Source organism: Bdellovibrio sp. HCB337, from assembly GCF_047302465.1.
GTDB lineage: Bacteria > Bdellovibrionota > Bdellovibrionia > Bdellovibrionales > Bdellovibrionaceae > JACMRP01.
The window spans coordinates 2,135,088-2,156,847 of the sequence record NZ_CP178621.1 but is presented as its reverse complement, the minus strand read 5'-3'; the positions used below and the strand labels follow the sequence as shown (position 1 = coordinate 2,156,847).

Genomic DNA, 21,760 nt, shown 5'->3' with positions numbered 1-21,760 from the left:
CTACGTAGGAACATTGTATGAAGACTTTAAGTTCTCTAGTCATTTTAGTTTTGCCACTGATAATGGCCTCCGTTGCGGGGGCGTGGTCGTCTTCTGTCAAAAATCCTCAAGGGGCTCTCTGGCACCTTCAAGAAACTGGACGAGAGCAAGAAGCACAGGCGCTAGAAGCCGAGCTTCGTGAAACTCTTATGCGTGCTCCGATTCAAGATTTTAGCATCTTAGGCGGAGGCGTTTCTAAGTCTTGGTTAGCCTATTTTGAAAATAATGTCGTCGCTGTTTTAAAAGCAGAAGACCCAGATGTAAAAGATGGAGCTCTTCGTGAAGTCGGAGCTTATGTTTTTGACCGTGCTCTTGGGCTAAATATGGTGCCTCTGACTGTAGAGCGAATGATCGGTGGCAAGAAGTATACGTTGCAGCTTTATTACCCTCAGCAGTCAGATTCTCAGAAAAACAAACGAAGCGAATTCCATTCGCCGCGCCTTTCAGATATGGGGCTTTTTGATTATGTGATTTATAACTTAGACCGAGACATCACCACAAGTCATAACGTTTTAATCGGAAGTGATGGACGTTTGGTCGCTATCGATCATGGGCGCGTTTTCTTTTTAGAATCCGAATATGACTTATCTCTGCAAGAAGAAGAACTGCGAGGCGCTTCGAAAGACTTCAAGCAGAAATTAAAGAGCCTGAACCTTTCGCAGGTTCGCCAAACACTGGGCCCTTATATGTCCAGCGAAGTCCTTCAAGAGCTTATGAAGCGCATTCAAATGGTGCAAAAGCGTCTAGAGTCTTTACCAGGACAAGAACTTCCTAAGGACGAATTCCCTAAACAGAAAATTCCAAAGAGTTTTACTTTTCCTTTGAGTTTGAAAAGTCGGGAAATCTACAGTTTGAAGAGCTTCCCGAATATCTTGAAGGGCAGTGGGGATCCACTTGGATTTTTGGGTGGATTATTGAGTGATCAATTTAACGAACAAAGTCCAGAATTCCAGCGTCTTCAGCAAGAGTGGTCTGAGTATCCAGATCATGAGAAAATCAGTTTCTTAAGATTGATCCTACAAATGGATGAAAAAATGAATAAGCAAAAGTATGTTCCAGTCGTTATTCAACGTTTGATGGAAAGACATGTGAATGACCTTCCATTTGTGGCAAAGGCGTTAAGTTCGCAAAAGATGGAAGATGGGTATAAGAAGTTTCTAGAGTATTTCAGATGGGGACGAGCTTTGGCGCCAGAAACAAATGACTATATCCAGCGCTTCTTAGCTCATCCCCGATGCGAGGCTGTGCTTTTGTACTAAGTTACTTCGTCCAATCAGCAGGAACGAAGCTGACTTCTAGTTTTGTTCCTGGAGCTTGAACGCTCCAAGGAATTTGACGTCCTAGGATTACGGCATTTTTTGCAGAATCGTAGATCCAGCCTTCATGCATATCACCACCTTTGAGAACTTGAGTTCCATAGCGGACTTCAATTGTTGAAAAGTCTGGTGTGATCGTAAGAGGAACCTCTGTGATATCGGCCACTGGAAATGGACTTGGATTTCCCGTGAAACCAAAGTTAGCAAGCTTTTGAGAGAAGTCTGAAACACGTGCTGTGTTGATTCCGCAGATATCAAAGACTTCGCCATTTAGTTTTTTAGTAAGATCCTCAATTTTCACTGGAGTAAGCTCAGGCTGTTCACGATTGCAAGGTGTTGGTCCTGTAGGAATCACCCATGAAAACGCAGTGACTTTGTTGATATCGCCAGTCACTGTGCCCAAGAAGTTTTTAAAGTCATCGGTACTAATAGCGCTCTGATCGTCAGCATCTGTTAGGAACACCAACGCCAAAGGTGCTCCGGGTCTTAAGAAACCAGCGTTTGCTCCTGAGCGCATCGGTTCCGACAAAGCCAAGACAGCTGACTGAAAAGGAAGTTCTGATGCACTTCCATGGGTGCCAAGAACCAAATTATTAGCAAGAGTCCCCGGTGTAGATTTTGAAGTAATTATATTAGGCGTTCCGGTCAATTTTCCTGGGGGAGTTCGTCTATCTTGGCCCTCGACGTCTGTTGAAATAATACCTATGTGAAAGTCTCTTTTTACTTGGCTGAGATCTTTATCGATCTGGCGGCTTGCAGTAGCTAGAGCTTGTTGATACGTAGCCATGCTTCCTGAATTGTCGATAACAAATAGTACATCCAAAGCGCTGAATACAGGTTCAGAAATATTGATATCGGCTTCGATTTTAACTTTTCCTGGAAATTTCTGAATATCGAAGTTTTGTTTTAGGACTGCATTTGCTTGGATTCCTGTTGTCAGGATTAAAGCTGATAAAAGCAATTTCATAGGATGTCTCCTTAATGTTTGGAAGAACGCTATCCAGGAGAACACTTTATGTAAAGTATTGTTGTGTGGCGGAGCCTATGAATTAGCATTTTATGTTTACTAGCGTTTATCGCTATGCGCAGTGTTCGAGTGCTTTTGCTAAGAGCCGGTATAGAACCAATGCCAAGGCTCATAAATGATACCGTGAGGATTGTCCCTTGGATAACTCAGGCGGAATCCGAAGCGAGCGGCGTTTTTTGAAAGCCACGCGAACTCTTCGGTGTTTTCGAATTCTTCAGTCAGAGTCGGGTGTCCGTAAGCATGAATATCGATAGCGCGGCCAGAATGATGCTCGCTAAAGCCAGGAATTGCGATGTGCGTGAGAATATCATCCAAAGGACGGCCATTTTTAAGATGCTTATCGATTAGATTTTTCTGATGAAGATAAGAGCGAAATCCTGAAAATGGCATCAGCTGAATATTCTCTTGCAGGGCCGCAGCTCTCATTTGTAACCACGCCTTGGCGGTTTGAGTTGTCAGAACAAATGGTTTTCCCTCGAAATCGATATCCACAATTTGAAGCATTTCAAGAGGTGGTTGCTCGTGCAAAGACAGGCGATTTGTCTCAAGGTAGTTTTGAGTGATTCCTAGGTATTCATGGATTTCGGTCAGAAGCTTTTGCATATTTACCCATCGTAACGGGCCCGGAATGGAGGGTCATTATTTGATTAATGGAGAGATTGAATCTTTGGAGCCTAGCCGACGCCCCGCGCCGCCAGAAAGTAGGGCGAACCTTCCGGTATTGCGATGCATCTTTCTTGATTGGTTTTAGCGGCCTGGTTAACACTGGCGGGCTATGACAAATACCGAGAATTTAACGCCTTTAATGAAACAGTACTGGGATATTAAGTCTCTTCATCAAGACAAGGTTTTGCTCTTCAGAATGGGCGACTTCTTCGAGATGTTTTACGACGATGCCACGAAGGCCGCACCTATTCTCGGGATTGCACTGACACAGAGAAATAAAAAATCACAAGATGAGACTCCGATGTGCGGAATGCCTCATCATTCTGTGTCTGGTCCTATTAACAAACTTCTCGCGCACGGTTTTAAAGTTGCGATCTGTGATCAAGTAGAAGATCCAAAAACTGCTAAAGGGATCGTGAAGCGCGCAGTGACTCGCATTCTGACTCCGGGAATGGTTTACGACTCAGACACTCTTGACGGCACGATGGCTCACTACTTGGTGAGCTTCGATAAAGACTCTATGAGTTTTTTGGATTCTACGACGGGCGAATCTTTCTTCTTTAAAACGAAAGACTTTGCTGCCTTCAAACGATTCCTGGAAGTCTTGCCAGTTGCTGAAATCGTATTAGCTGGTGAAGAAAAAGCCTTCTTTGTAGAAGAGCAAAAGAAGAACACAGGTCTTCAGAAAATCCTAGTTAGTCAGCACGAAGACATCATCGATCCTCTTCATCCGCTACTAGCAAAACAAGCTCCGATGTCGGCAGCTCGTTTGCTTTCGTATGTAAAATCTATGGGCGGGGACGAGTCTCTTAAAACTCTGTCAGTCTTTGAAGAAAGAGATTTCCAACAACGTTTAGAGCTAACGCCAACAACGCTTCGTCACCTAGAAGTCTTTGCGACTTACAAAGGCGAAGGCCTTGGTTCTTTGTTCTTTGCTGTGAATCGCACAAATACGTCTGCGGGCAGCCGTCTTCTTCGTCAGTGGTTAAGTTTCCCATTAGTTGATCAAAAAGCAATCGAAGCACGTTTTGATAACGTAGATATCTGGAAGAATCACTTAACCGAGCTTAAGCGTGTTCGTCAGATCCTAGGTCAAATGGGCGATATCGAGCGTCGTCTTGGTAAGATCTCTCAACCTCAGTGCAATGGCCGTGATCTTTTGGCCCTCGCGCAAAGTATTCGTGCGGGTTTGAGCTCTTTGGAAGTGGCTTTGTTGCTAAGACCTCTGCAAAACGTGAAAGCTGCAGCTTTAGAAAAACTGCACAAGCTTGCTCACAAGATTGAAAATACACTTGTTGAAGATCCACCGCTCACGACGAAGCAGGGTTATTTAATCCGTAATGGCGTCTCTAGCGAGCTTGATGAATTGATCGAGCTTTCGACTCAGTCTCAGAACTTGCTAGCTAAGATGGAAGCTGAAGAGCGAGAGAAGACGGGGATTTCAAGTCTGAAGATTCGTTACAACAACGTCTTTGGTTATTACATCGAAATCACGAATACTCACAAAGACAAGGTTCCAAAATACTATCAGCGCAAACAAACTCTGGCGAACGCCGAGAGATATTGCACCGATGCTTTGATCGAGCTTGAAAGAAAAGTTCTGACAGCTCAGACCAAGCGCGGGGATTTAGAATTTGAATATTTCGAAACACTCCGCCGCGAAGTTTTAACAACAGGCTCAGAGTTGATGATTCTAGCTCACGAGTGCAGCGAGCTAGACGTTGTGGCCTCTTTTGCGTGGCTTTCTTTAGAAGAAAAGTACGTACGTCCTCAGTTCTCAGTACAAAGAGATTTAGTACTTAAAAGCTCGCGCCATCCGGTTGTCGAACAAACAGTAAAAAAGAACTTCGTACCGAACGACATCGAGTTGAGATCTGGTGCTTGTTTGCTTTTAACGGGTCCTAATATGGCCGGTAAATCGACGATTATGCGCCAAGTGGCTTTGACCGTGATCTTGGCTCAAGCGGGTTGTTTTGTTCCTGCAGACTTTGCAGAGATGCCGGTCTTTGATGCGATCTTCACGCGTATTGGTGCAAGCGATCAGTTGTCAGAAGGTCTTTCAACTTTCATGGTTGAAATGACTGAAACTGCAGCGATGTTAAAAAATGCGACTCACAAGTCTTTGGTGATTTTGGATGAAGTAGGGCGTGGGACAAGTACCTTTGATGGTATGTGCTTAGCGCAATCCATTCTTGAGCATCTGTTGTCTGATGTAAAAACCACGACCTTCTTTGCAACTCACTATCATGAGCTTACCCAGTTAGAGACCTCTTATCCGCAGATTAAAAATGCGCATATGACGGTCGCTGACAGCGGTGGAGAGATCCGCTTCTTGCACACGCTTGTGCGTGGACCTGCGAAGAAATCCTACGGGATTCAGGTAGCAGAGCTTGCAGGCTTGCCAGCAGTCGTAGTTCGCCGGGCAAAGAGTTTGCTAAAGTCGATCGAGTCCCAAAAAGTAGAAGCTTCTAGTCAGTTGTCGCTATTGGATATTCCATTTGACGAGCCGACAACAACCCCAGACCCACGTCTGGATGAGATTGCCAAGTTCATGCAGGAAGTGAAAAAATATCCTCTAACAAGCATCACTCCAATTGAAGCCCTCAATCAGATTGCTATGTGGCAAAAAAGCATTGAGACACTTCAACAAGACATGAACTAGGAATCAATGAGCAAAACTTACTTAAGTAACGAACAGTGGGAGAAGGCAAACGAGGTTTTTCCTCCGGTTTTCTGGACCCCGAATGGTGATGTTCGTTTTACTTCGTATTTTGGCGGACCTCAGTTCGCAAGCTGGCTCAGTTCACAACTTGAAGAAAAACTTAAAGCTTTCCCGGGATTCATTGAATGTGAGCCTGTGATTTTAGGTTCGTGGTCGCGTGGTGAGCTTTGTCCGATCTCTGATATCGATATTCTGTTTTGTGGTCCGGAAGGCAAAGTAAAAGACCTGACAGACCGCTTTCATCAAGCGGGTCTTAAAGTTCGTTACCGTGTTCCTAAAAATCCCGAAGATTGGACTGAAGGGGTTGAAAGCTTCGACATTTTATCGTTATGGAAAGCAAAGCCACTCAGTTCCGAAGCGGCTTCAAAATTATTGCTTCAACAAAAACGACTTTGGGAAAACAAGAAACAACTGCGCCAAAGTCTGATTAAAGATTTACTTTCAGAAAGAAAGCAAAGGGCTTCTCGTTACAATTCGATTTCAAATTACTTAGAGCCAAATCTGAAATACGGACCAGGCGGACTTCGTGATATCGAGCAAGCTTTGCAAGTATATGATTTGTTCTCTGACAAGTTTCAAAACCCAGGGCATGCTCTGAGTGTTCTAAACTATCACAAAGCGTATTTGCTGACTCTTCGTCAAAAGCTTCACTTGATGGGTTGCGGGGAAGTTCTTGTGAATACCGCACAATTTGATTTAGCGAAGTTTTTTAATTTTAAAACTCATAAAGATTTCATGCGCGACCTAGAGCGGGGACTTTCACGCAGTCACTTTTATGTGAACTGGATTTTCCAAGTCGCTTCAAGTTCACAGAAAGAACTTCAGAGCACTCGCGAGTTGCCATTTCACAAGCCTACGGATTTGGTCGAGGCTTTAAAGAAATATCCAAACCCCCTTGGTCAACAAAAAGTACGCGAGAACTTGGATCGCCTTCTTCCTGAAAAAGTCGTTCAAAAGAATGCACGCTGGTTCGGGAAGGTCTTGCAAGAAATGTTAAACCCCAAAGCATCGAAAGACTTTGTGGTGAGTGTGTTTGAGTCTCGTTTGATTGATAAAATCCTGCCTGCGATTCGTCACTTGGTGGGTTACGTTCAGCACGACCAATACCATCGTTACACGGCCGATGTGCACATCATGCAAGCCTGTGTAATGCTAAAAGAGATTTATCAAAACCCAAAAGCTCTGGGGCCTTTAGGCACGCTGTATAAAGAACTGACTGATGATGATTGGAAGATCCTTTCTTGGTCGGCACTCTATCATGACCTAGCAAAAGGCATGCACTCTGAAGATCACTCAGATCTTGGAGTCGAGATCTTAAGAAAAGACTTTAAGAAGTACGGCTTCAATAAAAAATTCACAGAAGAAGTCGCCTGGATGGTGAAAAATCATCTAGAACTTTCAATCGCGGCGTTTAGAAAAAATCCAAAGTCTAAAAAAACTTGGGAAGATCTTGAAAAGATCGGTGCAAAAGGTGGGCGTTTAAAGCGTCTAGCTATTTTCACGGTGATGGATATCTGTGCCACCAATCCAGAAGCCTGGAATGAGTGGAAGGGTCGACTTCTTCGGGATTTGGTCGAGGCCATGAATGCGCCAAGCACGCAGAATTATTTCTCTCTGAAGCAATCTCTGCAAAAGAAGAAGTTTAAAGGTTTAGAGGATCTACTTGCAGACTTTGATGATTTCCTTTTGCAAAGCTTATCGTCGCCAGTACTAGCGCAGGATTTGAAAAAAGCGCGCGAGTCCCAAGAATCCCTAAATCCGCTCGTTTTCAAAAAAGGCAAAGAGATCTGGGTTCGTTTTCATTCGAAGAAAGACCAAGAGGGACTTCTGGCGGATTACGTACAGCGTTTGTATTCGCTGGGTCTTGGTATTCGTCATGCTTCGATTCAGACTCTGATAGGAATTGGTGTTTACGACTGGTTCCAGGTAAGTACGTCGAAAAATCTGCAAGTGATCGAGAAAATGCTGAAGAACTCTCAGGGTGTAGCGAAAGAACTGCCGAAAGTGGTTTACGATCAAATCGAGTGGGTTTCCATCGATGATAGCGAGTGGATTTTAAGTTTTAAAGGCAAAGACCAAGTGGGCTTCTTAAGTAATGCGACAAAGGCCTTGGCGAGTACTGGATTAAATATCAAATCAGCGCGTGTTCACACCTGGGGTCATCAAGTAAATGATATTTTTATTCTGAAGACTCCGAAAGAAACTCCAGAGTCCTTGCTGACTCAAATCAAAGAACATCTCTAGTCGTTTCGACCAACGATAGACGTTGTTCCGAGCGGGTATTGGAAGTTGATGCCAAACAGGTATTGAAATTTAGGATGCCCATCGCCCTCATGTGCAACCGTCCACTGAGGTTCTAGGTACAGATTAACGGTAGTGCCGCTTTCACGCTTCCAAACTTTACCTGCGCCAAATCCGACCGGAATATAGTAATCACCGTTTTCCCAATTGAAATACCAAATACCCACGGATCTTAGGTAAAACGCATGAGGTAGGTTGTAGATAACAAAAGGCTGTGCCGTGAAGATATTCTGAGTTGGGCGGTCGCTGTCGCCAGCGAAGTCATGTTGATAAGTTAGAAGAGCTCCTAGAAGTCCCCAATACATTGGAGCCATCACAACGCCAGCCGCGCCAATTTGCCATTTACCAGCGCCGGTTTCGTCTTTAGAAGCTGTTGGTAGCACCAGGTAAGGGCCAATACCAAGTTGCAGTCGCGGAGTCCCTGTAAGGAAAATATCAAAGATGTTGATGTCGCCAAGAGCACTGACATCTTCACCATCCATCGATGGGACTGTGTTGTAAGGAATCGTAACACGCGATAGTTGCGGGATATCTTTCCACACAAATGGCAGGGTGCCTCTCATTAAGAAGCTATTCGTGGTCTCGTCGCTGCCGTACAATTCAGGAGCAGAGTAATCCTGCAGTACCAGACCTGCCATGGGGGTTAGAGGATTGTTGGACTTATTCATTTCCTCTTCCGAGGCCTCGCCAAAACATAGAGACACTTTTAGCAGCACCAAACTGAGCGATAAGAGGTATTTTAAAGAAGCTGTCATATGTCCCCCGGTGAAGTGGTCTATTGGGGACTATTGAAAAATGAAAAAAAGTTTAGGAGAAGACCTTTTGGTTCTTCTTGTTTAAGAACAGAAATGAGTATGTGAACACGCAGAAATAAAAAAACCAAGCTTGATGGCTTGGTTTTTTATGAACGCTATTTAGATTAGCGATTAGTTACGTGGTGGATTGTCGGTTTTTTTCTTACCGCTCGCACCAGCTACACCGGTGTGGTTTCTCCAGTTGTACTGAGGATCTGTCTTGGTTCTGTTGTACCAAGCGTCCCACTTCTTTTTAGGGAGTTTGTGGCTGACGTTGCCTTTTTCGTCGAAAATGTCTGGATCTTTGCCGAAGAGGAAATCTAAAACTTTACCGCCGATGCCCATACTTATACCCCGTTGAATGTTAGTCCTTAATTTATAATTCAAAGCAGGGGCTTAAAGAATCAGTTTTTAAGCGAGCTATGCGGCGCGTAGTTGTCAGGGATTAAGATCTTGGGTTTGCACACACATCGATAATATCAAGACCTTCGGTTTCGCTAAGACGCTTGCCGTTTTTGAAGTGCTTAAAGCAAGCGGTGGCTGCGTGCTCGAAAGCCTCTTCATAGCTGGCTGCTGATCTTGAGTATTTGAAGGTGTCGTTCTTCAATTTGTACTTAAAATCATAGGCTTTTTGTGCAGGAGCCTTCTCAATCCACGCGTAGCTGGTTGATGAAACTGCCATTAAAATGGTCAAAACGATTGCTGTTTTCATGGGGCCTCCTTCGTTTGTCGAAGCTCTTATTCTGTTAAGTTGCAAGCCAGGGGCCGGAAAAGGTCGAAATAACTTTCGCCTAACGCCATAAGTATTTAATATTACACATAAAAAATATCTCAAGATGATACATAATTCTTGTTGCCAAGACAGGGGTTAAAGTGACATTTTTGGTGCCTCAAATGTCCAAGCTATTGCCAAGGGTCTAAAAGGGGGATTCTTCCATGGTGCGCACGACAATATTGTCTATGCTCGTTTTATTTATTTTGAGCAGTTCAGGAGTAGCCAAAGCTATTACTCGAGGACAATTTGTGGGCCCTTATGGAGTCATCCGCATTCTGGCAAAAGACGCAACGGGAAGTGCCGATTCTGATGGGCGCCTTCTTTTTGATGCGATGGATGTTCCCGTTAAAAACTCAATGATCGGTCCGGGCAAAGCTATTGAAACCGAAGATAAAGGTTTGCAGTTCATTTGTGCGAACCGAGTGAATGTCGGTCATGAGTGTTCTATCTTTGTTCATAGTGGACCCTATGGATTTGTGAACTCTATTTCTCGCACTATGAGCTACAAAATTAAAGGCGTGAAAGCGAATGTTTATGGCAAGCTCTTTAAAGTAAATTCTGAGCGTGAATATCTTTTTGTTTCTGCAGACGGGACTTTTAAAGTTCACGTAAGACCTGATCACTTCGAAGTTCTTTACTCTGAAAACGGTGTGAGCGCAGTTGTTCCTCGTAAGTTAAATGTACCAGACAAGACCTTGGTCATTGCTAATGTGGAAGATACACTCAAGCTGTCACATGTACGAAACTTCTGGGATTCTTTGAATTTTGTGAACTCGACTCGAAAACGCTTTTTAGGAATGAGTGAAGCGTTCCAGTTGCTTGCAAAAAACAACCCCGACTTCCGCTTTGTTTATCTCACTCAGAGCCCGCAGTTGGTGATGGGAAAGAACGAACGAGAGTTTTTGAATCGAAATGATTTTCCAAAAGGAGTTCATAAAACTTATGACTCCAATCAGGATGCTGAAGTACGTTTCAAGATTTTAGATGAAACCATTTCTCGCTATAAACCACAGATTGTGATTTTAGTAAGTCACAACGGATCCCCGGATACGGAGGTCTTCCATAGGCTGACCGAGAAGTTTCCGGATGTTCTTTTCTACCCATATATCCATGTCGTTTATTCTACTCAATCCATATCTGAAGTTGGCAATGTTCTATTTCCAGAGCAAACTGGATATGTGACTTCGGTTGAGCTTATGGTGGATTGGCAGCAAAAAGGCTTGATCGGACTTGCGGATGCTATGAGTACAATGCTCAACATGAAAGACCGTATCTTGGCTGAAAACGTCGAGGCCTCTGCAGTGTATGAGTACGGTATTCCAAGTTTTGTGAACTGCGACGACTTCCAATGGCGCTGGTCCGTGGACGGGGAGTATCAGTTCTTGGCACCTCTTAAAGAGCATTTGATAAATCGCTGCCACATGCAAGCGCCTTTGGCGTTCAATTAGGGTTGATGAAATTAAAATACCAAGTTCCGCGCATTTATGAGTCTCTGCTTCCGAGAGATATTTTGTCTTTCGAGCCTGAAGAGACCAAGGCTACCTGTGATTCTTGTGTTATGGCTAGACCTCGTAATCGCGGCGAGATCTTCTATGAAGCCCATTTAAAATGCTGTACGTATTATCCATTTCTGCCTAACTACGTGGTCGGTGCAATTCTTAGCAAAGACTCGCAAGCAGCGCCATCCGCACTCATGAGTATCCGCGAGAAAATTGAACGTCGTGAATACTCATTGCCATTAGGTCTAGTAGCTCCACCGAGTTATCAGGTGCCGTTTAATCATCGTAAGAAAAACGAATTTGGTCAGCGTGAGGATTGGCTCTGTCCCTATTTTAATCACGAACAACAGAACTGCGGAATCTGGCGCCACCGTGGTGCAGTTTGTACCAGCTTTTATTGCAAAAGCTCTTACGGCAAAAAAGGAATTCAGTTCTGGGATGAAGTTTCTAATTATTTGACCTATGTCGAGATGGCGCTCATGGAAGAGTCTTTAGTGATGCTTGATTTCTCGCCTCGTCAAATCAGTGATTTGTTGAACTACCTCAATCGTTTTGAAGGCACAAAAACTGAGTTGAAGAGTCCTTATCTGCCTGAGAAGAAAGCTAGAGACCTCTGGAATGGTTATTACGATGATCAGGTAGGATTCTTTAAAAAGTCCTTTCAGATTGTGTCGGAATTAGATAAGAAATCCTTCCACGAGCTTTTGGGCGAAACTGGCCAACAACTCGAGGATCGTTTACGGAAGGCTTTCGGTAAAATATGTCCACAATAGCAGACCGCCAAAATCAAATTATTCAAGAGTTCCAGAACCTCAAGGACTGGGAAGAGCGCTATAAGCGAATCATCGAAATGGGACGACAACTTCCTGATATGCCTGAAGATTTGAAGAGCGAAGAGAATAAGGTCAAGGGTTGCCAATCTCAAGTCTGGTTACATGCTCAACTCACTCCGCAAGGCGAGATGACTATCCAAGGTGACAGTGATGCGATGATCGTAAAGGGTCTTGTGGCACTGCTCCTTCGTGTTTACTCTGGTGCGAACCCGAACGAAATTTTGAAGACGCCTCCAGAGTTTTTGAAAGCTCTTGGGTTTGAGGGCAATTTGTCACCGAGTAGAGCGAATGGTTTGCACTCGATGTTGAAGCAAATTCGTCTCTATGCAACTGCCTTTGCTTACGTCTTGAATTCAAAGACAAACGCTTAATTTTTTTGACCATTAACACTTCTGTTTTCAGAATAGAAAAAGGTGCACGAAGCACCTCTTGCTGAAAACCAGGAGGGTTTGAGTGGTCAAAGCAATTCTTTTAGTCGCGATTTGTTACTTTCTTTCTCCGATCGCAATCGCGAAGATCCAAAACAAAGTTATTTATGGCGACGACAATCGCATGCAGTACTTCCAAGTTCCTAGAGCCGATGTTCGCGAAGTAGCGGATAGCACGGCAGCAGTAATCCGTAATTCAGCCTTAACTGCAAAATCTAACGGCATGACGACTGTGAAAGCTGAGACTTTCCAAAGAGTCATGGGGCTTTGCAGTTCTGAGCCTTATGCAACTGAGCCTTCTGGTGCTTTTTGTTCTGCGTTCCTTGTAGGTGATGATTTGATGGCAACTGCAGGTCACTGTATCGATGCTGCTCGTTGTGCTCAAAGCAGTTTTGTTTTCTCTTACAGAATGTCTAGCCAAGACCAGGCTCCATCAGAAGTGGAAAGCTCTGAAGTTTATACTTGTAAGTCTGTTATTGAAAGAGCGCAAACTGGATCTGAAGACTATGCCCTTGTAAGATTGGATCGCCCAGTTCGTGGTCACAGACCTCTGACGCTTGCAAGATCTTCAGTGAAGCCAGGTGATAACTTGATCGTTGTAGGTCATCCATCAGGCATTCCAACAAAAGTAACTGATAACGGAATCGTTCGCAGTGTGAAGTCTCAATACTTCACAGCGAGCCTCGATACTTACGGTGGTAACTCGGGTTCTGCGGTTTTCAACCAAGACACTTTAGAAGTAGTTGGTATTCTTGTTCGTGGCGAAAGCGATTTCGTTTATGACAGCAAAAATCGTTGCTCTATCAGCAATCGTTGCACAGAAGACGGCTGCCGCGGTGAAGATGTGACTCAGATCTCTTACATCTCTCAGGCGCTTTCTAAAGCTCAATAAGAATAGAATAAATTGTGAAATGAAAAACCCGCTCTTTCGAGCGGGTTTTTTAGTTTTTAGAGTGTTGCGTGGACTCTGTGAGAGTCGTCCATGTCGTCAAGGAAGCCTAAGAACTCCTCGACGTCTTTTCTTTGTTCAGCAGTGATTTCTGCAGGCGTTTTTGCCTTATAAGAAAGCTCTGAAGTCGTCACCTTCCAACCGCGCTTTGTGAGGCTTTCATTCACTGCTGCAAGATCAGAGTGGCCTGTATAGAACTCGTAAGAGCCATCGTCATCTTTATAGACTTCGTTAGCGCCGGCTTCGATCGCTTCTTCATCTGGATCAAAAGTCCCAGCTTTAGTAGCTACGATATAGCCTACGTGTTCAAACATCCAAGCAACGCTGCCAGATTCACCCATATTGCCTTCATGAGATTTGAAAGCGTGGCGCATTTCTGAAGCGGTTCTGTTTTTATTGTCAGTTTGGCATTCAACGATCACGCCCACACCGTGGGGACCGTAGCCCTCGTAAACAACTTCCTCGATGATTTTACCGTCATCTAAGAGGCCTGCACCTTTTTTAATGGCGCGGTCGATAGTATCTGTCGGGCAAGACATCTTTTTAGCGGCATCGATCGCTAGGCGTAAACGGGAGTTCGCGGCGGGGTCAGGTCCACCAGCTTTCGCGGAGACTGCAATCTCGCGGGCAAGTTTGGTGAATATTTGGCCTTTTTGCATGGCCTTTTCTGATTTTCCGGCGTTTTTCCATGATTTTCCCATGGGCCTATGACACCAAAAACGGAAATATTTGGCAAGAGAGGGCGCAGGATGTAAAAGGGGTAAATGTTGGTCATGGACACCCCAGATGTCTGGGAAAAGATTAAAAACATTCAAAAATCCTGCGAATTCCTCGTGCAAGGGGGGAGTGCGCCGGTTCCCCAATGGCCAGCCCGGGATGTTCAAGTCTTAGATTCGAAACTTCACCCCCCTAAAAAGGGTTTTTCCCTAAAAGAGGGGCAGGCTCGTATGCTCCATGATCTTGCCAGTATTGAACTGCAGGCAATGGAGTTGGGTGTTCGAACTCTGGCGGAATTCCCCGATGCACCCCAAGCTTTCCGCGAAGAACTCATGGCTGTGACGGTCTCTGAAGGGACGCATCTTCGCCTTTGTTTGGAAGGTATCCATGATTTAGGGTTTAAGTGGGGAGATTGGCCCGTTCATTGTGCCTTATGGGGTGCGGTGAGTGCCGAGGATAGTCTATTAGATCGTATTTTGATCGTTCATCGCTATCTAGAGGGCAGCGGTCTTGATGCCGGCAGCTACTTGATTCAACGTCTTGATGGCATTGATGATGGGAAGCACACTCGTAAGATTGTGGGGCAAATCAATTTTGAAGAAATCGGTCACGTTGATTTCGGTTCCCAGTGGTATCGTAAGATCTGTCAGCTTGAAAAAATAGACGCAAGCGTTGATTTCCCACGTCGTATGGAATCTCTTCGTTGGAAACTTCCAAAACGCATGGAAAAAATCAATCGTGATCTACGTCTAAAAGCGGGCTTCACCGAAGAGGAAATCCTTGCTTGCGAGGCTTATCGCGAAAGCATTCTACCTTCACGCCAGAAGCTTGCGAGCGCCACATCTGTCCGCTAGCTCGTCGGGACGCCATCGGTAACAGTTCGGAACGTGCACGTTCTAAACATCCCAGTGACGAAATCTGTTGGTCTCAAAGCGAGACAGCGTAAAAACCAACCCATTGGTTATAAATCTTACTTTGTAGGCAAGCTCTTTGCTCTTCTAGTCCTTCGAAGAATAAACCTTTGGAGGAAGTATGCGTTCCAAATTAGCTATTTTAGTCACTTTGATGGGTGCTCAGTCTGCTTTTGCAGCGGTTCAAGGCGATGTTTCTAACTTTAAATCCCCGCGCGGAATTACGGAGTCTTGTATTGCCGTCACCAAGCTTCCGATGGGTAAATACTCTTCCAAAGATGCTGAAAAAGAAAAAGAATTCTGCTCAATGGATTTTTACAATAACACTTTAGCTCTTTGTCCAAAGACTTGGAGTACAAGTCCTGGAACAATCATCCACGACAACAAAGGAACTGGAAAAAGTTCTGAAGCTGTAGAAGCTACGTCTTGTGGAAAAAGCTCTCCGCTAGATTCTGTTGCGAAATTTAAAACGACAATGAATCAAGCTGGCACAAGCGGTACTTATTCATGGTCTTCAATCTTGTATTATCACTTCTCTCGCGTATTGGATGCTACAGTTGACATCCCAGTCGCAGTTTATAGAACGATCGATAAAGATGCTCACTATAAACGCGTTTCTTCTAAAGCTTCGCCACCTTCAAATGCAAAGATGAACATCGCTGGTTGGGGGCACATGAAGAATGCTGAAAAGAACCCAACAAGCCTAAAGCCAACAGCAGATCTTTTTACTTCTGATTTGGAACAAATTTACGGTGTTATCTTAAAAGATAAAGGTGAAAGATACGGCGTTGAGGTTAACGGTACAAGAGCAAGCGGTTGGGGTAAAGGTCAGAACATGGACATTCAAAAGACTCCATCATTCTTGGCGTTGAAATCTTCAAAACCAATGGAAGACGCCATCGAAGAGGGTATTACTCAAGCCTTTAAAGATTCTGCAATGGCAAAAGGTTTTGGTTCAGTTCGTCCTTCACAAACGCAAATGGCTTTGTGGATGAAAGAAATGTCTGAAATGGTTATCCTTGATTATATCTTCAGCCAACAAGACCGCGTTGGTAATATCGACTACCGTTGGTTCTGGGTTTACCAAGATCCATCTGGTAAAGTAAATTTGCAAAAGGCTGATTCTGAAGTAGGTCTTTTGAAAAAGAACAGCATCAAAGTTCCAGCTGAGCTTGCAACAATGAATCCGATCCTTGTTCAAAAAACATCGATTGGTGACAACGACGCTGGTGGTTTGGCTAACTACGCAAACTTCACAAAAACGACTGGAATGCTTGAAGGTATTCGCCATATCAATCCAGACACTTACCAACGTCTTTATAACTTGGCTTTGGACTTCGAAAAGCAAGGTCCAAACTATCAAGTATTGGCAAATAGCTTTGGTTTAAGAGCTGATAGCTTTAAGCAAACAATTGCAAATACGAAGCTTGCAGCGACGGTCTTGTTGAAGACTTGCGAAGCAGGACAATTGCGCTTTGACCTTGTTAGCTACAAAGCTGCTTACCAAAAGCAATTCTCTGAGGTGCCTGTAAAATGCCGTCCTAACTAATTAAGGCGCGCTATCTAGTAATTTTTGAGTATATGAGTGCTGAGGTTTATTAAAGACCTCGGCACTTGGTCCGATCTCGACAATCTCTCCGAAATAAAGAACCAAAGTTTTATCTGAAATGTGTTTCACCACCGATAGATCGTGGGAAATAAAAATCATACTAAGTTGAAATTCTTTTTGCAGCTTCAATAATAAATTCAAAACTTGCGCTTGAATCGAGACGTCTAGGGCTGACACAGGCTCATCCAAAATGAGAAGCTTTGGTCGTAACATCAAAGCGCGAGCAATTCCTAAACGCTGTCTTTGGCCACCGCTAAATTGATGAGGATACCGTTCGCTGGTTTCAGTCAGAAGTCCCACTTTTTCCATCATCGCGAGGGCTCTTTTTTTAGCTTCGCTCCGAGAGATGTTTTCAGTTACCAAAACCGGGTCTGCGATAATCTCCCAGGCTTTTTTGCGGGGATTCAAAGATTGATACGGATCCTGAAACACCATTTGAATCAAATGCGGAAACTCTTTGGAATCAAGACTACGAAGGTCTTTGCCATCAAATTTGATTTCGCCGGCGCTGAAACTTTCTAAGCGAGTGAGAACCTTTGCAAGCGTGCTTTTACCACAACCAGATTCGCCAACGATGCCAAGAATTTGATTGGATTCCAACTCAAAGGAAACTTGTTTTAGAACTTTGTGTTCTTGGGTTTTTCCAAGCATAGTCTTTGTAACATAAGACTTCTCGAGATTTTTTACGCTGAGCAAACTCATAAAATCTCCAACGGGTGGTGGCAGGCAAAACTTTGCGAAGAGTCCGTAAGCTCTGGATCTTGTTTTTTACAGATATCAGTCGCACGGAAACAGCGCGGGTGGAATTGGCAGCCGCTTGGACGAGATCTCAGCGATGGTACAACACCTGGGATCGAGTAGAGCTCTTCTTTAGCAACGCCTTCGTGAGCGCTTGGACGGGCTTTTAAAAGACCAAACGTGTAGGGGTGGCGAGGATGTTTGATCACATCCTCGGTCGTTCCGCTTTCTGCCACTTCGCCTGCATACATAACTTGCACGCGCTGCGAGTATTTTTTTACAAGGGCCAGGTCATGACTTACGAAGATCATCGACATCTTGTTTTCTTTTTGTAGGTCCAGCAATAGATCCAAGATCTGCTTTTGGATTGTCACATCGAGTGCTGTGGTTGGTTCATCCGCGATCAAAAGTTTTGGATGGCAACTAATCGCCATTGCGATCATCACACGCTGGCTCATGCCACCTGAAAGTTCAAAAGCATAAGACTTAAGGCGACTTTCAGCATTCGTGATACCGACACGTTCAAGCAAGCTGATCGCTCTTTGGGTTGCCACTTTTTTAGAAATATCAAAATGGCAGCGCAAAGTTTCCACCATTTGGTAACCGACGGTCAGGCTTGGATTTAATGCTGTCATCGGATCTTGGAAGATCATAGAGATTTGCGAGCCACGAATTTGGCGAAGTTCTTTTTGCGAGTTCAGATCCAAATCTTTTCCAGCAAAACGCACTTTTTTAGCATGCACCAACGCATTTGAAGGAAGAAGTCCCATCAGTGCCAAGTTTGTTACGCTTTTCCCTGATCCTGATTCGCCCACAACGCCAAGGATTTCTCCTTCAGCAAGTTCTAAATCAACAGAACGTAGGGCCTCTAGTGGGCCAGCTTCTGTTTTAAAAAGAACTGAGAGATCTTTAACTTCCAACAACATCTTACACCCGATTTTTCAGACGAGGGTCCAAGGCATCGCGAAGACCGTCCCCTAAAAGGTTGAAAGAAAGAACGACGATCAAAATACAAATTCCCGGAATGTTCACCATCCACGGATTGCTTTCTAGGAAGTTTCTAGCGTCTGAAAGCATCGTACCCCATTCCGGAGTCGGTGCTTGTGCGCCAAGGCCCAAGAAACCAAGAGCTGCACAATTTAAAACACCATCACTAAAGCCAAGGCTTCCCTGAACAATCAAAGGTGCCACGCAATTTGGAAGGATTTCTTTAAATAAAATTCTTAAGTGGCTAGCGCCATAAAGCTGAGCCGCTTGTACGTATTGTTTGCTTTTCTCGGCCATTACTTGTGCGCGGATCAGGCGGGTGAAGTTTGGGAGTGCTACAATCGATACCGCAACGACGGCATTCACAAGACCAGGTCCCAAAACCGCCACGATCACAATGGCAAAAAGAACGCTTGGTAAAGCCATGATAAAATCCATGGCCCTAGAAATCACTCGATCTGTCCAGCCGCCGAAGTATCCTGAAAGAAGACCTAATAGAGTACCAATGGAAGCTGAAAGAACCACGACACTTAAACCCACAAGAAGAGAAACACGGGAACCGTAAATAATTCTGCTAAAAAGATCACGACCAATATCATCAGTACCGAATAAGAAATAATGTTCACCAAAGCGAGTTCCCGGATCTAAGCGTAAAGCACCATCGATCACTTGATCTGGTGGATAGGGTGCAATCAATGGTGCTAGAATTCCTAAGACCAGGAAGAATAGAATAAATAGGAGTCCCGCTAAGGCGCCCTTGTTTTTTCGAATGTCTTTTGCGAGGTCTGTGAAAAATTCTTTCATACTATTTCAAAAGCTCATTCTTAATGCGTGGATTTAAATAAATATAAATTAGGTCCACAAGTGTATTTGTTAACACGATAATAAAGGCGATGATGAGGACTCCACCTTGGATCGCTGGGTAGTCGCGTGACATAATACTTGCGATGATCCACTTGCCGATGCCAGGCCAGCTGAAAATAGTTTCGGTCAGGATTGCACCAGTGATGATGCTACCAAAACAAAGAGCCAGCGTTGTTACTACTGGAATTAAGGCATTTCTAAAAGCATGAATCAAAACCACGCGGAATTCAGAGAGTCCTTTTGCGCGCGCTGTGCGAACATAGTCTTCGCCCAAAACTTCTAAAAAGCTTGAGCGAGTCATACGCGCCATGATCGCAAGAGGAATGGTTCCTAAAACGATCGTTGGAAGAATCAAATGCTTAAGCGCGCTCCAGAAAGGTTTATAACCTTCGGCACTACGAACTTCGGCTTGAAGAGTATCAATTAGATAAAGTCCAGTCTTCACTGGGATATCAAACTCAAGCGCAATCCTGCCCGAGACCGGAGTCCAACCAAGCTTTACCGAGAAAAATAAAATCAGAACGAGCCCCCACCAGAAAATCGGCATTGAATAGCCGGTTAGTGAGGTGCTCATCAGAAAATAATCAAAGAAGGAGTTCTTCTTTATGGCTGCAAGAATTCCAAAAGGAATCGCAAACATTGTCGCAAAGATCATTGCAACGATGCTGAGTTCTAAGGTTGCGGGAAAGCGTTCTTTGAACTCGCCCCATACGCTGTTTTTGGAAAGCACCGAAGTGCCTAGATCGCCACGAGCGACTTGTTGGACGTAGTTGCTAAATTGCACGGGGACTGGTTTATCCAAGCCCATTTTGCGTTTAGCTTCTTCGTAAACAGCGGGATCCATGTTGCGCTCGCCAGTCAGTAGTAGAACTGGGTCGCCAGGAACAAGGCGGATTAAAAGAAAACAGAAAAAAGTGATTCCCACCAGGGTGAGAATCACTTCTAAAGATTTCTTTCCAAGAAAGCGCAACACTTTTTAAACCTACTCGATGCTTACGTGATTGAAGATGTCGGCACCCAATGGGTCCATCTTGTAGTTCTTCACGTTTTTAGACATTGCTTTGAAAACAGTCGAGTGATCGATCGTCACCCAAGGAGCCTCATCTTTAAAGATAACTTGAGCCTTTTTGTAAAGGTCCGTACGTTTTTTAACGTCGGTGTTCTTTTTAGCTTCAAGAATCAAATCGTTGAAAGGCTTGTGGCACCAACGTGCATAGTTCGAGCCAGAATCAACGCTTGAGCAGCCTAAGAGAATGCCCAAGAAGTTATCTGGATCGCCGTTATCGCCAGTCCAACCGAATTGGATCAATGCATGTTCGCCGGCTTTAGATTTAGCCAAGTAAGTTGGCCAATCGAAAGTGACAAGTTTTACCTTGATGCCAACTTTCGCAAGATCGGCTTGCATCATCTCGCCCAACTTTTTACCGTTCGGGTTGTAAGGACGAGAAACTGGCATAGTCCACATTTCAGTTTCAAAGCCATTTGCAAGACCTGCTTGTTTTAGCAATTCTTTGGCTTTTTCCGGGTTGTAGTCATGATCTTTTACAGATTCATTGTAAGACCAGATTGTTGGTGGAAGTGGATTCTTCGCAACAGTCGCATTACCCAAGAAGATTGCGTCGATGTAAGCCTTGCGGTTCAAAGCGTGATTGATCGCTTTTCTAACAAGGACGTTGTCGAAAGGCTTCTTAGTAACGTTCATTGCAAGGTAACCCACGTTCATGCCAGGAGCACTTGCTACGTGAAGTTTTGAATCAGCCTGCAATGCTTGCAAATCGGATGGAGCTGGGTCTGTTGCAAATTGGCATTCGCCCGTTTTTAATTTTTGCGCGCGAACGTTTGCATCTGGTGTGATCGCGAAGATCAACTTTTCAACGTTTCCTTTTTTACCCCAGTACTTATCAAAAGAAGAATACTTGATAGAGCTTCCTTTAGCATAAGACTGGAATACGAAAGGACCAGTGCCTACAGGTGCTAGGTCGATTTGTTCCTTTTTATTTTCAGTCGCCAATTGGTCAGCATATTCTTTAGAAAGAATCGACATGAATGGCATTGCCATGTTCGCCAAGAACGGGGCTTCTGGATAGTTCAATGCGATTTCAACAGTCATTGGATCGATGGCTTTGATCGACTTGATCACTTTGCCCATGTCCATGCCTTCGAAGTATTCGTAAGTACCGCCGCCGACATTGTGGTAAGGGTGATCTTTCTTCCATTGTTTTTCAAAAGAGAAAAGAACGTCATCGGCGTTGAAGTCACGTTTTGGTGTGAACGTTTTTGTAGCGTGGAACTTTACACCTTTACGAAGTTTGAAAGTGTAGGTGAGTTTGTCTTTAGAGATCGTGTAAGACTCTGCCAAGACCGGAACTACTTTTGTAGTGCCAATTTCGAATTCAACAAGTCCGTTGTAGATGGGATGAGCAGTGTTGAGAGAAGTGCCATCGGCAACAAGTTGTGGGTTGAAAGAAGCGGGGCTTCCTTCAGAACAATAAACAAGAGTTTTGGCCTGAGCTGCAGAGCACACGCTTGCCAAAATTAGTCCGCAAAACAATCTTTTCATGAAATCCTCCAATGAGTTTTCTATC

At 44.3% G+C, this 21,760-nt stretch carries 20 protein-coding genes; 9 read left to right on the top strand and 11 right to left on the bottom strand.

All coding sequences use genetic code 11. From position 1 onward, the window contains the following. Positions 1-17 precede the first annotated feature (17 nt). Positions 18-1,298: a hypothetical protein gene (locus ACLWBB_RS10430; protein WP_413287443.1), complete on the top strand. Its 1,281-nt coding sequence runs from the start codon at positions 18-20 to the stop codon at positions 1,296-1,298. Between the two features lies 1 nt (position 1,299). Here the strand turns inward: ACLWBB_RS10430 and ACLWBB_RS10425 are convergent, their stop codons facing one another. Beyond that, the gene (locus tag ACLWBB_RS10425) at positions 1,300-2,322 is read right to left on the bottom strand and encodes a vWA domain-containing protein (RefSeq protein ID WP_413287442.1); all 1,023 of its coding nucleotides are present in this window, start codon (positions 2,320-2,322) and stop codon (positions 1,300-1,302) included. 138 nt (positions 2,323-2,460) lie between these two features. Continuing rightward, entirely contained in the window at positions 2,461-2,985 is a 525-nt protein-coding gene (locus tag ACLWBB_RS10420) for a D-alanyl-D-alanine carboxypeptidase family protein (RefSeq protein ID WP_413287441.1), read from the bottom strand. A gap of 202 nt (positions 2,986-3,187) precedes the next feature. Between ACLWBB_RS10420 and mutS the strand changes: the two genes are divergently transcribed. Together mutS and ACLWBB_RS10410 are read left to right on the top strand one after the other, a co-directional pair. Next, positions 3,188-5,710, top strand: coding sequence for a DNA mismatch repair protein MutS (gene mutS, locus ACLWBB_RS10415; protein WP_413287440.1), 2,523 nt, complete (start codon positions 3,188-3,190; stop codon positions 5,708-5,710). 6 nt (positions 5,711-5,716) lie between these two features. Next, positions 5,717-8,014, top strand: a complete 2,298-nt coding sequence (locus ACLWBB_RS10410; RefSeq protein ID WP_413287439.1) for an HD domain-containing protein — start codon at positions 5,717-5,719, stop codon at positions 8,012-8,014. Here ACLWBB_RS10410 and ACLWBB_RS10405 read toward each other — a convergent pair. The 3 genes from ACLWBB_RS10405 to ACLWBB_RS10395 all read right to left on the bottom strand — a co-directional run bounded on the left by ACLWBB_RS10405 (position 8,011) and on the right by ACLWBB_RS10395 (position 9,577). Then, entirely contained in the window at positions 8,011-8,826 is an 816-nt protein-coding gene (locus ACLWBB_RS10405; protein ID WP_413287438.1) for a hypothetical protein, read from the bottom strand. The genes ACLWBB_RS10410 and ACLWBB_RS10405 overlap by 4 nt on opposite strands. Before the next feature lie 171 nt (positions 8,827-8,997). Next, complete coding sequence (locus tag ACLWBB_RS10400) at positions 8,998-9,210, bottom strand: hypothetical protein (RefSeq protein WP_413287437.1); 213 nt, start codon at positions 9,208-9,210, stop codon at positions 8,998-9,000. A 100-nt stretch (positions 9,211-9,310) separates the two neighbouring features. Further along, positions 9,311-9,577: a hypothetical protein gene (locus ACLWBB_RS10395; RefSeq protein ID WP_413287436.1), complete on the bottom strand. Its 267-nt coding sequence runs from the start codon at positions 9,575-9,577 to the stop codon at positions 9,311-9,313. Positions 9,578-9,801: 224 nt separating this feature from the next. Here ACLWBB_RS10395 and ACLWBB_RS10390 point away from each other — a divergent pair, with 224 nt between their 5' ends. The 4 genes from ACLWBB_RS10390 (at position 9,802) to ACLWBB_RS10375 (ending at position 13,292) form a co-directional block, all read left to right on the top strand. Next, on the top strand, positions 9,802-11,088 hold the full coding sequence (locus ACLWBB_RS10390) for a phosphatase domain-containing protein (protein WP_413287435.1): 1,287 nt from the start codon (positions 9,802-9,804) through the stop codon (positions 11,086-11,088). Between the two features lie 5 nt (positions 11,089-11,093). Further along, positions 11,094-11,912 carry a hypothetical protein gene (locus ACLWBB_RS10385; protein ID WP_413287434.1) on the top strand — a complete coding sequence of 273 codons (819 nt, stop codon included), beginning with the start codon at positions 11,094-11,096 and terminating at the stop codon, positions 11,910-11,912. Continuing rightward, complete coding sequence (locus tag ACLWBB_RS10380) at positions 11,900-12,343, top strand: SufE family protein (protein WP_413287433.1); 444 nt, start codon at positions 11,900-11,902, stop codon at positions 12,341-12,343. Before ACLWBB_RS10385 ends, ACLWBB_RS10380 begins: the two co-directional genes overlap by 13 nt. Positions 12,344-12,425: 82 nt before the next feature. Beyond that, positions 12,426-13,292: a trypsin-like serine peptidase gene (locus tag ACLWBB_RS10375; RefSeq protein WP_413287432.1), complete on the top strand. Its 867-nt coding sequence runs from the start codon at positions 12,426-12,428 to the stop codon at positions 13,290-13,292. 56 nt (positions 13,293-13,348) lie between these two features. Here the strand turns inward: ACLWBB_RS10375 and ACLWBB_RS10370 are convergent, their stop codons facing one another. Then, complete coding sequence (locus tag ACLWBB_RS10370) at positions 13,349-14,050, bottom strand: YebC/PmpR family DNA-binding transcriptional regulator (protein ID WP_413287431.1); 702 nt, start codon at positions 14,048-14,050, stop codon at positions 13,349-13,351. Between the two features lie 63 nt (positions 14,051-14,113). Between ACLWBB_RS10370 and ACLWBB_RS10365 the strand changes: the two genes are divergently transcribed. Beyond that, positions 14,114-14,920, top strand: coding sequence for a DUF455 family protein (locus tag ACLWBB_RS10365; protein WP_413287430.1), 807 nt, complete (start codon positions 14,114-14,116; stop codon positions 14,918-14,920). Between the two features lie 178 nt (positions 14,921-15,098). Next, on the top strand, positions 15,099-16,526 hold the full coding sequence (locus ACLWBB_RS10360; protein ID WP_413287429.1) for a hypothetical protein: 1,428 nt from the start codon (positions 15,099-15,101) through the stop codon (positions 16,524-16,526). Here the strand turns inward: ACLWBB_RS10360 and ACLWBB_RS10355 are convergent, their stop codons facing one another. The 5 genes from ACLWBB_RS10355 to ACLWBB_RS10335 are packed head-to-tail and all read right to left on the bottom strand — an operon-like array spanning position 16,527 to position 21,735. Continuing rightward, positions 16,527-17,288, bottom strand: coding sequence for an ATP-binding cassette domain-containing protein (locus ACLWBB_RS10355; protein WP_413287428.1), 762 nt, complete (start codon positions 17,286-17,288; stop codon positions 16,527-16,529). Further along, on the bottom strand, positions 17,285-18,250 hold the full coding sequence (locus tag ACLWBB_RS10350; protein ID WP_413287427.1) for an ABC transporter ATP-binding protein: 966 nt from the start codon (positions 18,248-18,250) through the stop codon (positions 17,285-17,287). The genes ACLWBB_RS10355 and ACLWBB_RS10350 overlap by 4 nt, the downstream gene beginning before the upstream one ends. A gap of 1 nt (position 18,251) precedes the next feature. Continuing rightward, positions 18,252-19,115 (bottom strand): ABC transporter permease, encoded by an 864-nt coding sequence (locus ACLWBB_RS10345; RefSeq protein WP_413291572.1) that lies wholly within the window; start codon positions 19,113-19,115, stop codon positions 18,252-18,254. A gap of 1 nt (position 19,116) precedes the next feature. Beyond that, the gene (locus ACLWBB_RS10340; protein WP_413291571.1) at positions 19,117-20,148 is read right to left on the bottom strand and encodes an ABC transporter permease; all 1,032 of its coding nucleotides are present in this window, start codon (positions 20,146-20,148) and stop codon (positions 19,117-19,119) included. A 9-nt stretch (positions 20,149-20,157) separates the two neighbouring features. Further along, positions 20,158-21,735 (bottom strand): ABC transporter substrate-binding protein, encoded by a 1,578-nt coding sequence (locus tag ACLWBB_RS10335; protein ID WP_413291570.1) that lies wholly within the window; start codon positions 21,733-21,735, stop codon positions 20,158-20,160. Between the last annotated feature and the right edge of the window lie 25 nt (positions 21,736-21,760).